This is a genomic window from Micromonospora sp. WMMA1976 (genome assembly GCF_027497335.1).
Taxonomy (GTDB): Bacteria; Actinomycetota; Actinomycetes; order Mycobacteriales; family Micromonosporaceae; genus Micromonospora; species Micromonospora aurantiaca.
The window spans coordinates 964875-977952 of record NZ_CP114912.1 but is presented as its reverse complement, the minus strand read 5'-3'; the positions used below and the strand labels follow the sequence as shown (position 1 = coordinate 977952).

Annotated in this window: 11 protein-coding genes; 5 read left to right on the top strand and 6 right to left on the bottom strand. The window is 71.8% G+C overall.

The window, feature by feature from the left end:
- Positions 1–87: 87 nt before the first annotated feature.
- Positions 88–753: a GNAT family N-acetyltransferase gene (locus O7546_RS04675; RefSeq protein ID WP_194799601.1), complete on the bottom strand. Its 666-nt coding sequence runs from the start codon at positions 751–753 to the stop codon at positions 88–90.
- Between the two features lie 229 nt (positions 754–982).
- On the opposite strand from O7546_RS04675, the gene O7546_RS04670 reads away from it, so the two are divergent.
- Both O7546_RS04670 and O7546_RS04665 read left to right on the top strand, forming a co-directional pair.
- Positions 983–1168, top strand: coding sequence for a DNA repair protein (locus tag O7546_RS04670; protein WP_194799600.1), 186 nt, complete (start codon positions 983–985; stop codon positions 1166–1168).
- A 105-nt stretch (positions 1169–1273) separates the two neighbouring features.
- On the top strand, positions 1274–1792 hold the full coding sequence (locus O7546_RS04665) for a hypothetical protein (RefSeq protein WP_194799599.1): 519 nt from the start codon (positions 1274–1276) through the stop codon (positions 1790–1792).
- Positions 1793–1841: 49 nt separating this feature from the next.
- On the opposite strand, the gene O7546_RS04660 is transcribed toward O7546_RS04665, so the two are convergent.
- Complete coding sequence (locus tag O7546_RS04660) at positions 1842–2579, bottom strand: Clp protease N-terminal domain-containing protein (protein WP_194799598.1); 738 nt, start codon at positions 2577–2579, stop codon at positions 1842–1844.
- 97 nt (positions 2580–2676) lie between these two features.
- On the opposite strand from O7546_RS04660, the gene O7546_RS04655 reads away from it, so the two are divergent.
- Positions 2677–4356, top strand: a complete 1680-nt coding sequence (locus tag O7546_RS04655) for a Na+/H+ antiporter (RefSeq protein WP_281600538.1) — start codon at positions 2677–2679, stop codon at positions 4354–4356.
- Between the two features lie 27 nt (positions 4357–4383).
- On the opposite strand, the gene O7546_RS04650 is transcribed toward O7546_RS04655, so the two are convergent.
- Positions 4384–7038 carry a DUF4132 domain-containing protein gene (locus tag O7546_RS04650; RefSeq protein WP_228531617.1) on the bottom strand — a complete coding sequence of 885 codons (2655 nt, stop codon included), beginning with the start codon at positions 7036–7038 and terminating at the stop codon, positions 4384–4386.
- Positions 7039–7347 carry a hypothetical protein gene (locus O7546_RS04645; RefSeq protein ID WP_194799597.1) on the bottom strand — a complete coding sequence of 103 codons (309 nt, stop codon included), beginning with the start codon at positions 7345–7347 and terminating at the stop codon, positions 7039–7041.
- Positions 7348–7461: 114 nt separating this feature from the next.
- Between O7546_RS04645 and O7546_RS04640 the strand changes: the two genes are divergently transcribed.
- Positions 7462–8955 (top strand): sigma-70 family RNA polymerase sigma factor, encoded by a 1494-nt coding sequence (locus tag O7546_RS04640; protein WP_194799596.1) that lies wholly within the window; start codon positions 7462–7464, stop codon positions 8953–8955.
- 21 nt (positions 8956–8976) lie between these two features.
- Positions 8977–9957, top strand: coding sequence for a DUF2804 domain-containing protein (locus O7546_RS04635; protein ID WP_194799595.1), 981 nt, complete (start codon positions 8977–8979; stop codon positions 9955–9957).
- Here O7546_RS04635 and O7546_RS04630 read toward each other — a convergent pair.
- Positions 9942–11699: a sugar-binding domain-containing protein gene (locus O7546_RS04630; protein ID WP_269696253.1), complete on the bottom strand. Its 1758-nt coding sequence runs from the start codon at positions 11697–11699 to the stop codon at positions 9942–9944. The two genes, O7546_RS04635 and O7546_RS04630, sit on opposite strands and share 16 nt — an antisense overlap.
- Positions 11696–13024, bottom strand: a complete 1329-nt coding sequence (locus tag O7546_RS04625; RefSeq protein WP_194799593.1) for an MFS transporter — start codon at positions 13022–13024, stop codon at positions 11696–11698. The genes O7546_RS04630 and O7546_RS04625 overlap by 4 nt, the downstream gene beginning before the upstream one ends.
- Positions 13025–13078: the final 54 nt, after the last annotated feature.

Below are 13078 nucleotides of genomic sequence, written 5' to 3'. Positions count from 1 at the left end.
CGATGTCGGGGCCTGGGGGGAGAGCAGCGGACCGTGGATCCGGCCCGGGATCCACGGTCCGCGCCAGGCCGGGGATGCCGGGCCGGCTCAGCGGGGGAAGACGCCGAACGCGGTGAGGCCGCGGTCCGGGAACCCGGCCGCCTCGGCCACCCGGCCGGACGCCGCGTTGCCCGGGTCGTGCAGGTAGGTGGGGATCGCCCCCTCGTCGAGCACCCGGCGGGCCGCCTGCGCGACCAGCCGCCGGGCCAGGCCACGCCCGCGCGCCGCCGGCACCGTGCCCACCGCCAGCTCGTGCCCGTACGCGTCGTGCCGCTTGATCCCCACGCCGGCCCGGTACGCGCCGTCGGCGCCGCGGACCACCAGCACCTCCCTGTCGAACAGCCGCAGCCACGGCGGCAGCCCGGGCAGCGTGGGCGGCACCCACTCCCCCACCTCCGGCAGCGGCGCCGGGTCGGTGCACCAGCGGAAGACCGAGGTGTGCGCGACGAACTCGGGCGTGCCGACCGCGCCCGGCAGGTCGGGCAGCCACTCCCCGAGCGGCCGGTCGCGCACCAGGGTCCGGACCGCCTCGACCCGGTCGGCGGCCACCGAGAGGACGGTGCTGCCGTCCGCTGTCACCGCGACGGCCGGGCGCAGCCGCCCGTCCCAGGCCGGGCGGGCGCGGCGGTGGGACCGGACCACGTGCAGCCCGGGGCCCGCCGGCCACTGCCCCAACCAGGTCGCCAGATGAAGGAAGACCCGCCGGTCGAGCACGTGATCATGGTACGCCGGGACGCCGCGCTCGTGTCCGCCGAATTCCGCGATCGCGCGGGGGTTGAGACGTGCGGCCGATGGGTAGAGGGTCGGCACGCCAGCGACGGACGCCGATCCCTGCTTCCGCCCCCGGCCGCAGGAACTCCGGCGCTTCACGGAACCGAAGGCATCGACCCTGCGTCATATTCATTTTCATACATGGACAAGTTTCTCTGGGACGGTAGTGGTCATGCCTCACGAACCGAATGACCGATTCCAGCAGGACCCGGAGCGCGGCTGGCGGGCCGCCGCAGACGCCGGACGGTTTCCGGCGCAGCCGGCGTACCGCGAGGCCCGCGTCCGGGGACTCTCCTGGGCCGAACTGAACGCGCAACCGGCCGGCACCGCCTCCTGGCGTGGCCTCACGCCCCTCTGAGGGCGGGCGGCGACACACCGGCCGGGCGGCGTACCGGCCTTCGCACACCTGTGCGGTAGCGTCTTGTGGTCCGATTTCCGGCCTACGACAGGAGAAGCTCCGCGCATGGGCAAGAAGACGATCCACGTCTCCGACTTCACCGGTCAGGTGCTCAGCCCCGACGACGAGGTGGTCAAGGTCGTCGTCCTGGAGCACCCGGACCTGGTCGCCGGCCCCGTGCAGCTGGACGCCACCGCGGTCGAGGTGGAGAGCATCGACGACGCGGCGCTCGACGTCGCGGTGGTGGAGATTCACGACCGGCACGGCCACGGTGAGCCGCGCCGGGTGGTGCTGACCGCCAGCGAGTTCGACGCGATGGCGACCGACGTGCCGATGGCGCAGCTGCTGCGGACCGCCGAGCGGGTCAAGCCGCCGAAGGCCCGCCGCGCCACCGAGAGGATCGACTACGGCACCATCGAACACGCCGGGCGCCCGCACCGCGGCCGGGTCACCGAGGAGGAGGCCCGGCTGGTCCGGGAGCACCTCGACGAGGTGAACAAGCGGCTGGCCGACGCCGGCATCCGCCAGGTCGACCCCGCCGACCCGGAGCACGCCGCCCGGTACGGCTTCCCCGTCGCCGGCTGACGACCCGGACGCCGGGCACGCGCCCCCGTGACGCGTGCCCGGCGCGAGGTCAGGCCCCTTTCCGGGTGATCTCGGCGAGCGCCGCCTCGAACGCCGACTCCAGTTCGGACTTCTCCAGGCCGAGGCCGCGCAGCACGCCGTCGTCGCCCTCCTCCTCCAGCAGGGCGAGCAGGATGTGCTCCGTACCGATGTAGTTGTGCCCCATCCGCAGCGCCTCCCGGAACGTCAGCTCCAGGACCTTCTTGGCCCGCGCGTCGTAGGGGATCAGGTCCGGGACCGGGTCGGCCTTCGCCGGTAGCGTCGCGGTGACGACCTCCCGCAGCCGCTCCAGGGGTACGCCCCGAGCCACGATCGCCGCGGCGGCCAGTCCTTCCGGCTCGGCGAGCAGTCCGAGCGCGACGTGGCCCGGGGTGATCTCGGCGTTGCCCGCGGCCCGCGCCTCCTCCTGCGAGGCCAGCACCACATTGCGGGCGCGCGGGGTGAAGCGGCCGAACCCGGAGTTCGGGTCGAGCGCGGCGGCGGTCTCCGCCTTGGCGGCGGAACGCTTCTGGGCGGCCTGCTTGGTGACGCCCATGCTGCGGCCGATCTCCGTCCACGAGGCGCCGGAGCGGCGCGCCTGGTCGACGAAGTGCCCGATCAGGTGGTCCGCCACGTCGCCCAGGTGGTCGGCGACGAGGACCGCGTCGGCCAGCTGGTCGAGCGCGTCGGTGTGTGCCTTCTTGATGCCGTCGATGAGGTCGTCGAGGCGTACCGGATGGGTCATCTTGAGCGGTTCGGTCTCCTCCATGCGTCAACCATAGGTTGACGACTCCTACCCGTCAACCCCTGGTTGACGGTGCAGTCCGCGTCGCCTGGTGATCTCGGCGCCGGTAGTGTCGGTCGGGGTGAGCACCCATTCGACACTGCTGTTCGTGCTCGCCGCCGTCGCGGTCGTCATCGCCGTGCGGTGGGTGGCATCCCGGACCGGCCTGCCGGCGGCCGCGCTGCTGCCCCTCATCGGCATCGCGTACGCGCTGCTCCCCGGCCCCAACATCGGGCTCGATCCCGAGCTGGTGCTCATGGTCGTGCTGCCGCCGCTGCTCTACAGCGCCGCGCTCGACTCGTCGCTGCTGGACATCCGCCGGAACCTGCGGATCGTGGTCAGCCTCTCCGTGGTGCTGGTACTGCTCACCGGGCTGCTCGTGGGCGTCGGGTTCCACCTGTTCGTGGCCGGCGCGACGCTGGCCGCAGGCATCGCTGTCGGCGCCGCCGTCGCCCCGCCCGACCCGGTCGCCGCCCTGGCCGTGGGGCGCCGGGTGAACCTGCCGCCGAAGATGGTCACGATCATCCAGGGCGAGGGACTGCTGAACGACGCCACCGCGCTGACCATGCTCAGCGTCGCCGTGGCCGCCGCCGTGGGCGGCGAGTTCTCGTTCCACGCCGCGATCGGGCAGTTCGTGCTGGCGGCGGCGGGCGGCATCGCGGTGGGCGTGGTCGTCGCCCGGGCGAAACGACTGGTCCGGCCGCTCACCGCGGACCCGCTGCTGTCCAACGCGATCTCGCTCGCGACACCGTTCGTGGCGTACCTGCTGGGCGAGGCGCTGCACGTCTCCGGCGTGCTGGCAGTGGTGGTCGCCGGCCTGATCGTCGGCCACCAGACGCCGCAGTTCGGCTCCGGGGCCGCCCGCCTCCAGACGAACGCGGTGTGGCGGCTCGTCGACTTCCTCCTCGAAGGCTTCGTCTTCCTGCTGATCGGCCAGCAGCTCCCCGCCGTCGTGCGGGGCCTGCGCCAGTACGAGACGTCGACCATCGTCATCGCCGTCGCGGTGTCGGTCGGTGTGGTGCTGCTCCTGCGTCCCGCCTGGCTGATCCTGACCCAGTGGCTCCCCCGGTCGCTGCACACCCGGCTGGGTGGCGTCGCCGAGCAGGACGACACCGACGAGCCGGACGCCGCACGCCGGCTCGGTGGCGTCGACCGCAACGCCCGCGGGCTGACCGCCCGCGAGGTGGTGGCGCTGAGCTGGTCCGGTACGCGCGGCGTGATCAGCCTCGCCGCGATCTTCACGCTGCCGCTGACCACCCGCAGCGGAGACCCCTTCCCCGATCGTGACCTGCTGCTGTTCTGCACGTTCGTGGTCGTCCTGGTGACGCTGGTCGGGCAGGGCCTGACGTTCGCGCCGCTCGTGCGGATGCTCGGCCTGCGCGCCAACGAGGCCGACCAGGCCCGGGTACGCAACGAGGCCCGCTCGGCAGCGGTGGAGGCGGCGCTGGCACGCCTCGACACCGTCGTCGCCGAGGAGCCGGACAGCCGGGTCGCCGTCGACACCACGCGGGCCCAGTTGCAGACCCGGCTGGCCCGCTACCGGGGGCGGCTCGACCTGATCCAGCAGAGCGGCTCGTCGGAGCTGCCCACCTCACCGGAGTACGAGACGGCGCTGCGGGTCCGCCGGAGCGTCCTCGAAGCGCAGCGGGAGGAGTTGCTGCGGTGGCGCGACTCCGGGCGGCTGCCGGACGAGGAACTGCGCGTGCTGGAGCGCGAACTCGACCACGAGGAGCTGTTGCTGCCGAAGCGGGCGCCGGGCTGAACCTGGGCCCGGCGCCCGCCGGCGGCCTCACAGCTGGTGCAGGATCACCGGATCCTTGATCCTCTTGTCGGCGGCAAGCAGCAACGCCTTGCTGATGATCTCGGTGAGCCGGCTGTCGCCTTCGAAGGGCAGGTACATCTCCGGCTCCTTCGCCTTCGCCGAGTCCGGGATGATGCACAGGTACCGCTCGTCCGGGGCGATCAGGATGTTCCCCGAGCCGCAGTGGATCCGATACGTGTGCAGGTCGCCGCGTACCTCCAGGAACCTGTCGGTGAGCGTGCAGCGGCCGGCGATCGCCAGCCGGGGGATCAGGTCCGCCAGCACCTCCCGGCGTGTGCGGCCGGTCGGGGTCAGCTCGCCGAAGCTGCTCCCCGCCCAGTAGTCGCGGTACCGGCCCTCCGGCCCGCCGTCGTACCAGTTCGGGTCGGCGCCCACCCCGGCCGCGGCCACGAACAGGTCGACGTCGCGCATCACCTCGCTCAGCACGACCGGCGGCACCTCCGCCAGCGGAACCGGCAGGCGCTCTCCCCGGATGAAGAACAGCTGGTCGGTCCCCATCGTGTCGAACACGAGGTCGTCGCCCCGGTCCTCGATCCCGGCGACACCCAGCTCGGCGCGCAGCCCCCAGTCCGGGAGGGCCAGCCAGGGCAGGTCGTACGAGGCCCCATCGTTGCGGTGCTGGACGTACGACCAGCCGCGCCGGGACAGCAGCGCGTTGAGCCGGTGCTGACGCACGATGTGCGCGGCGAACCGGTTGGAGTACATGCCCGTGGCCCGCTCCGCGTCGGTGAGCAGGTACTGCTCCCGGTGCGCCTGCTTGAACGGCTGGGTGATCCCGTGCCGGCTGAGGAAGTCTCGCCACGACCCCACCGCGTCGGGGTCGAGCACCGGATGCCACAGCCGGACCGTCGCCTCGTCGGCCGGCTCGACCACGGTGTCGTCCATTGTTCGCAGCGCCTCACCGGCCCAGCAGCAGGCGACGCCATCGACGGTCCAGACCAGACGCCGGGCCAGCGTACGGGCCAGCGGATGGTCCAGGAACCGTTCGCGCCACTGCTCGACGGTCCACGAACGGTCGCGCCGCAGGAGCCCTTCCAGCCGGTCGCGGGTGGCGACGAGCGTCGCGGCGACGTCGACGACAGTCGCCTTCAGCTCCTTCACCTCCTCGCCGTGCTCCTTGCGCACCTGGGCCGGAGGCGTCTTGACCACCTTGCCGTCGGCGTTGCGCCACACCACTACGGCGTCGACACCGCGCACCTCCAGCTCGTACGAGCAGTCGCCCAGCTTGTCCGCGAGCGGCAGCCCGAAGCCGGGCAGGGCCATCTCCTCGACGTCCTCCCGGCTGACGCCGCGCGCCTCGGCGTGCCGGGTCAGCCCCTTCTCCACCAGGCGCAGGGTGCTCTTGTAGGTCAGCCGCGAGGACAGCCGCGCCAGTTGGGCGAGCGCGGCCGGGTGATCGGTGTCGACGAGCGCCGCGACCGCGACGTTCGCCAGTTTCGGGCTCGCCGGGCCGTGGCCGGAGATCTTGCGGGCGGCCCGTTCCGCGATCTGGCCGAGGCTGCGCAGGCTCTCCTCCGACGGCGGGCACATCGTCCGCATCCAGATCAGGCCCCACAGCAGCCCGACGTTGTAGCGGTCGATCATCCGTGATGGCATGTCCTTGATGTGGCCGGGGCAGCATGTGGTCATGCGCAGCGGCAGGCTGCGCGCCTGCCCGACGAGCGGGAGCCAGTCGTCGAGCCGGGCGGTGAAATCGTCGACGCCCACCGCGTCGAGCAGCGACCGAGCCTGCTTGCGCCAACCGGCCGTCGGCTTCGCCTTGTCCACCTCGACCGGACAGTGCGCCAGCAGCGCCTCCCACGCGGACCGGCGATCCGCCGGCATCGCCTCGATGTCCGCGACGGCGCGGTCGGCCCACTGCTCACCGACGTTGGGGATCGGCCACATCCGATCGGCCTCGTCGCTCGTGTCGCTGGAGGAACGCTCGATCCGGGTCCGCCGCCAGGTCGCCAACGCCGCCGGATCCACCCGCCCGGCCGAGGCCTCCGCCTGGATGGCCTCCCAGGTGAACCGCTTGAGGTGCCAACTCCAGTAATTGAATCCCAGCCATGCTTGAGTGCCGAGCCGGCCGAGCCAGGCCGAGCCGTCGAGCCCGCCGCCGGAGCGCGCGGCAGTGATCAGCTTGCTCGCCCCGTCCTTGTTGAGCCCCGGCACCGCCAGCGCGTCGAACACCACCTGCCGTACCGGTGCCGGTTGCGCGGCCAGCAGTTCCGCCGTCCGGCGCCACGCCTCGCCCCGGGCCCGGTCCCACGGCTCCTCGTGCTGGTACGGCAGGTGCGGCAGGCTGTCGATCAGGGTGGAAGCGGCGGCGACACGCCTGTCGTGATCCGCGTCGTCGCCGGTCAGGTCGGCCACGGCGGCGGCAACCGACTCGACCTTCCGGGTGGCCTCCGGCAGCAGCTCGACCAACGGCGCAGCGAGATCGTAGGGCCCGTGCGGATCTTTGAGCGCGGCGAGCAGCGCCGGGACCGTCCCCGCCGGTGCCCAGCCGCACACCGTCACCACCCGGTCGACGAATTCCTGCTTGGCGGTCTCGTTGAGGTTCTGGGCGCTCGGGCCCCACCACTTCTTGGCGGTGGCGGCCACATCGCGCAGGGCCGACTCGGGGTCGTACGTCTTCATTCAGCCACCCACCAGCGGGACGAGCTTGAGGAAGGTGACGCGGGATCCCGCGTGCAGGCGGACCTTCTCGTCCAGGGCGGTTACCTGGCGGTCGTCGACGAGCACCACGAAGGCGTTACGGCCGAACGCCTCCAGCGTCGTCCGGGTGCGCTCCTCCGGATCGGCGTCCACGCCGGACTCGGCGATCTCCAGGAAGACGCGTCGCCGGATCAGCTCGTCGAGGCGTACCTCTTCCTCGAAGACCTCGATGGTCCATGCGGGTCCGCTCGGCGCTCCGACGACCTCGTCGGTGACTGTGATCAATGGCATGGCGGAGAAGATAGCGCTCTCCTCCGACAGGGCACGCATTTTGTGTGACCTGACCGCGTACCGGACAGTCTCCACCGTGTACGAGATCGTTTGCGCGAAGACGAGGTGGTGAGGGTGTCCTATCCCGCGTACCCGAGCAGGGCCGGCATGTCGGCGGTGGTGGACGCGGCGCGCCGCGGCGACCGGGCGGCGATGGACGAGCTGGTCTCGCACTGTCTGCCGCTGGTCTACAACATCGTGGGCCGGGCACTGAACCGGTCGGCAGACGTCGACGACGTGGTGCAGAACACGATGCTGAACGTCGTACGCGGCCTGGCGGGCGTGCGCGAGCCGCAGCTCTTCCGCTCGTGGCTGGTGGCCGTCACGATGAACGAGATCCGCACCCACACGCAGCGCCGGGCCGCCACACCGGCGCCGCCGGAGGACATCGACACCGTGATCGACCCGCGCTCGGACTTCGAGGACCTGACGCTTACCCAGCTCCGCCTCTCCGACCAGCGCCGGGAGGTCGTCCTGGCCACCCGCTGGCTGGATGACGACCACCGTCACCTGCTGTCCCTCTGGTGGCTGGTCGAGGCCGGTCACCTCAGCCGCGCCGACCTGGTCGACGCCCTGAACCTGGCGCCGCACCACGTGACCGTTCGGGTGTCCCGGATGAAGGCTCAGCTGGACACCGCCCGGCTGGTGGTGCGGGCGCTCACCGCCCGGCCCGGCTGCGCCGCCCTGGCCGACGCGGCCGCCCGCTGGGACCGTCAGCCGGCGCCGGTGTGGCGCAAGCGGTTCGCCCGGCACATCCGGGACTGCCCGCACTGCCCGGACGCGACGAACGACCTGGTCCCCGCCGAGCGGCTGCTGGCCGGTCTGGCGCTCACGCCGCCCCCGGCCGCACTCGCCTCGGACGTCACCCACACGATGCACACCGTCGCCGGGTCGCAGGCCGCCTCGCCGGGCCTCCACGCCGTGACCGCCGGAGCCCGGCCGGGGCTCTCGTTGTCCAAGGTCCTGGTCGGCGTCGTCGCCGCCGTCGCGGTGGCCGGAGGCGGCGCGCTCGTCCTCGCCAACTACCCGAGCGAGCCGAAACCGCAGCAGGCGAGGGCGGCAGCCGCGCAGCCCTCGGCCGCGACCGCCGCACCGGCGCTCACACCCTCGCCGGCCGCGGTGGAGCCGTCCCCGACCGCTGCCCGCCCGATCCCCACCCCCAGCAGGTCGGCGAAGCCCAGCAAGTCGCCCAGGCCGACCCCGTCGTCGTCGCCCTCCAGGTCCGCCGCCACGTCCACCGGCCTGTCCGCCCCGGAACGGCGGCTGCTGGTGCTGCTCAACGAGCGGCGTCGCGCGCTCGGGCTGAACGAGGTCAAACTCGGCGCGGCGCAGCACCGGGAGGCGGAGTCCTGCGTACGTAAGAACCTCAACGCGAGCGGCCTGCAGCACTGCGGGCACGAGGTGTTGTTCGCCTCGTCGGGCAACTCCTCGCCGGAGCAGATGATCGAGGCCTGGTTCAACAGCCCCGGGCACAAGACGGCGCTGACGTACGCCAGTTCCCGCTTCGCCGGCCCGGCGATCGTCTTCAACGGCAGCCGCCAGGTCGCCGCCATCAACATCGACTACTGAGGCGGTCGCTACGCTCCCCCGATGACGCACGAGAAGGAGATCGTCGAGCCGGTCGACCTGTGCCTGCCGGACGGGCGGCTCAACTCCGCCGCGGTCGGCTGGACCCGCCGGCCGCTGCACCGGGCGAACCTGCGCGGCTGGGGAAGGGCCAAGCGCTGGGAGTACTGGGGGATCGTGACGCCCACCCACATCGTCGGTCTCGTCGCGTCGTCGCTGGACTACGCCGGGGTGCACGGTGTCTACGTGCTCGACCGCGCCACGAAGGTCGAGACCGGCAAGGACGTCGTGGTCCCGTTCGCCCGTGGCGCCGTGCTGCCGCCGGTCAGCGGAGCGGGCACCGTGAGCGCCCGTGGGAGCGGCCTGTCGATCGACATCGACCAGACAGGCGAGGGCAGCACGATCCGTGCCACCGCGCCGGGCATCGAGATCGACCTCGTGGTGCCGCTCCCGCCCGGCCACGAGTCGCTCGGCGTCGTGGTCCCGTGGAGCCCGCGCCGGTTCCAGTACACGGTCAAGGACGTCGGGCGGCCGGTGCGCGGCTCGCTACGGGTCGACGGCACGACGCACGCCGTGGACGAGCGGGACTCGTTCGCCGTGCTCGACCACGGCCGGGGCAAGTGGCCGTACGCGATCACCTGGAACTGGGCGGCGGGCAGTGGATCGGACGTGTCGATCCAGCTCGGCGGCAAGTGGACCGACGGCACCGGCTCGACCGAGAACGCGCTGTTTCTCGGCGGCCGGCTGCACAAGCTCGGCGCCGAACTGCAGTGGAGCTACGACCGCCACGACTGGCTGCGGCCGTGGCGGATCAGCGGTGATCGGGTCGCTGTGGAGTTCCACCCGTTCCACGAGAAGATCTCGCGCACCAACCTCGGCGTCGTGGCGAGCGAGACCCACCAGTGCTTCGGGCACTTCTCCGGCTGGGTCCAGGCGGACGACGGCGAACGGGTGGCGGTGGACGGCCTGGCCGGCTGGGCGGAGGAAGCTCAGAACCGCTGGTGACGCAGCCGCTCGTTGACCTGCCGGACCACCTCCTCGGGAAGCTTGACCACGCGCCGGTCGTACGTGAGCAAGCCGTTCAGCTCGTCCTCCACGTCGGACAGCTGGGTGTAGACGGTCGCGCTCAGACCGGTCCGGATCGCGGGCACGATCTGCTCGTGGTGCAGCCGCGTGAACGCCTCCGCCAGTTCCTCGGCGCTCCGGCACCGCCGATAGCCGAAATCCTTGCGGCTGAAGGCGTGCCCGTCGACGCGCAGGTTGTAGCCGCCGTACTCCGACAGCACCAGCACCCGCCGGTCGCCGCGTCGCCGCGGCACCCGGAAGCGGCGGAAATAGACGTGCAGGCTGCGCAGGTCACCGCCGCCCTGGTCGTGCCAGCCGCTGGCGTGGTCGACAGTACGGGTGCTGTCGAGTTCGGCGACGTCGCGGGCGATCCGGGCCGCGTCGAACTGCCCCCAGCCCTCGTTGAAGGGCACCCACACGGCGAGGCTCACCACGTTGCGCAGATGCTCGACGGTGTCGCGCAGCTCGGCCCGGAACCGGGCCCGTCCGCCGGCGTCGGCACGGCCGAACCAGCGCCGCCACCGGCCCCGGTCGGGCAGCCGCAGCGGCGTCACCGCCGGCGCGGTGACGACCAGCGGGTGGTAACTGCTGCCGCCGTTTACCATGTCCTGCCAGACCAGCATCCCCAGCCGGTCGCAGTGGTGGTACCAGCGCAGCGGCTCGATCTTGATGTGCTTGCGCAGCATGGTGAACCCGAGCCGCTTCATGGTGGCGATGTCGGCGATCATCGCCTCGTCGGAGGGCGCCGTGTACATGCCGTCCGACCAGTAGCCCTGGTCGAGGATCCCGGCGTGGAAGTACGGCCGGCCGTTGAGCAGCAGCCGGGGCACGCCGTCGGGGTCCGGTCCGACACCGAACGAGCGCATGCCGAAATAGCTGCGTACCCGGTCCGCGCCCAACTCGGCGGTCACGTCGTAGAGGAACGGATCCTCGGGGCTCCACTGCCGTACCTCGGGGATCGGGATGCGCACCGCTACGCCGACCGGCGCGGTGGCCTCGGCCACCGCGACCCCGTCGGCCAGGATCCGGATGCCGGCGTCGCCGGCATCCGCCGTCGCGTGCGCCGTCACCTCGACGCACCGCTCGTCGAGGAGCGGGGTCAGGGTGAGGCTCCGCAGGTGTACGGCGGGCACGCTCTCGGCCCACACCGTCTGCCAGATCCCGGACTGGGCGGTGTACCAGATGCCGCCGCGGCGCAACCGCTGCTTGCCCCGGGAGTGGTGGCCGGTGTCGCTGTCGTCCTGGACCGCCACGACCAGGACGTTGGCGTCCTCGCGGAGCGCGTCGGTGATGTCGCAGGTGAATGGCAGATACCCGCCGGTGTGGCCGCCGACCGGAACATCGTTCAGGTAGACCCGGCAGGTCTGGTCGACCGCGCCGAAGTGCAGCAACAGGCGCGAACCGGCAGCGTGAAAGCCCGCCGGGAGGGTCAGCGGACGGCGGTACCAGAGCGTCTCGCCCGGTTGGAGCTGCCGCCCGACGCCGGAGAGCGCGGACTCCGGAGAGAACGGCACGAGGATCCGGCCGTCGTAGCGTTCCGGCTCGGTGGACGAACCGGTGATCGCGTACTCCCACCGGCCGTTGAGGTTGAGATGACTGTCCCGGGCGAACTGCGGGCGGGGATACTCGGGCAGGACACGCTCCGCGTCGAGCGTGGCACCCCACGTCGTCAGCAGCGTCATGCCCGAGCCTCCTGCTCCCGCCGCCGCAGCGCCACGGCCGGCACCGAAATGAGGACCAGCACTGCGAGCGCCATGAGGAAGATGCCCGGCGTCGGAACCTGCTTCACCACGCCGAGATCCTCGTAGACCTCGCCGGCGCCGGTGATCACGGCGGCGCCGAGGTACGGACCGACGAGCATCGGGACGAGGATGGCGAAGACCATCCGCAGCCCCTGGACATGGCCGGCCCGGTCCGGCGGTGAGTAGTCGCGCACGATGGCACCGATCGGGGCGAGCACGAGCATGAAGCCCGACATCATCACGATCCCGGCGGCGATCACGGGCACCATGCCGCGGGCGAAGAACATCAGCGCCAGCCCGGTGCCATAGACCACTACTGCCGGCAGCAGGAAGCGCACCTTGCCGACGCGGTCGATGAGCCGCCCGCCGACCACGCTCACCGCCGACGCCGTGACGAGGACGACGGCCAGGACTATCGCGTACCCCTCGATCCGCAGATACCGCTGCAGGTAGATGATCAGATACGGCAGGAACACCTGGGTGGAGATCCCCCAGATCGACCAGGCCGCCAGGGCGAGGTAGAGCCCCGGGTTGGCCCGGACGGCGGCCGGGCGCAGACCGTGGACGACGGCGCGCAGGTAGCCGCCCTCGTGCCGGACGAGTGACGGGCTGTCCTCGACCAGGAACCAGGCCAGCAAACCGGCCACGGCCATGAGCGCGCCGATGACCACGAAGAACAGTTGCCAGTTCCCGGTGCGGGCCAGCCCGTCGAACCCGCCGAAGATGACCAGCATCGAGACCAGCGGCATGACGGCGAGCACCGACTCGACCCGGCCGCGGTTCGCCGGCTCGGTCACGTCGGTGACCCACGCCTGGAACGCCGCGTCGTTCGCCCCCGAGCCGAGGAAGGACATCAGACAGTCCAGCGTGATGACCGCGATCGCCGTGACCAGCACGACGTTCGCCACGGGCGCGATGTCCTCCACGAACCCCACTGTCAGGAAACCGAAGGCGGCAGTGGAGACGCCCCACAGCAGGTAGCCGCCGGCGATGAACGACCGGCGCCGGCCGGTCCGGTCGGAGAGGGCACCGAGCAGCAGGGTGGCGACGGTGGCGGTGACGGCGCTGGCGGCGACCATCGTGGCGATCGCGTTGGGATCGTCGGTGATCGTGTCGTACACGAACAGATTCAGGTAGATGTTCTCGATGGTCCAGGCCATCTGCCCGACGAGCCCGAGCACGATCAGCGCGGTCCAGGTGCGGGGGCGCAGGCCGGTTGGACCGGCCGACGTGGCCGGGGTGAGCACGCTCCGGGTGGCGGACACGACGGCCTCCTTCGACGGGTCAGAATATGATCTATTCCGCCCGGCCGTCGATGG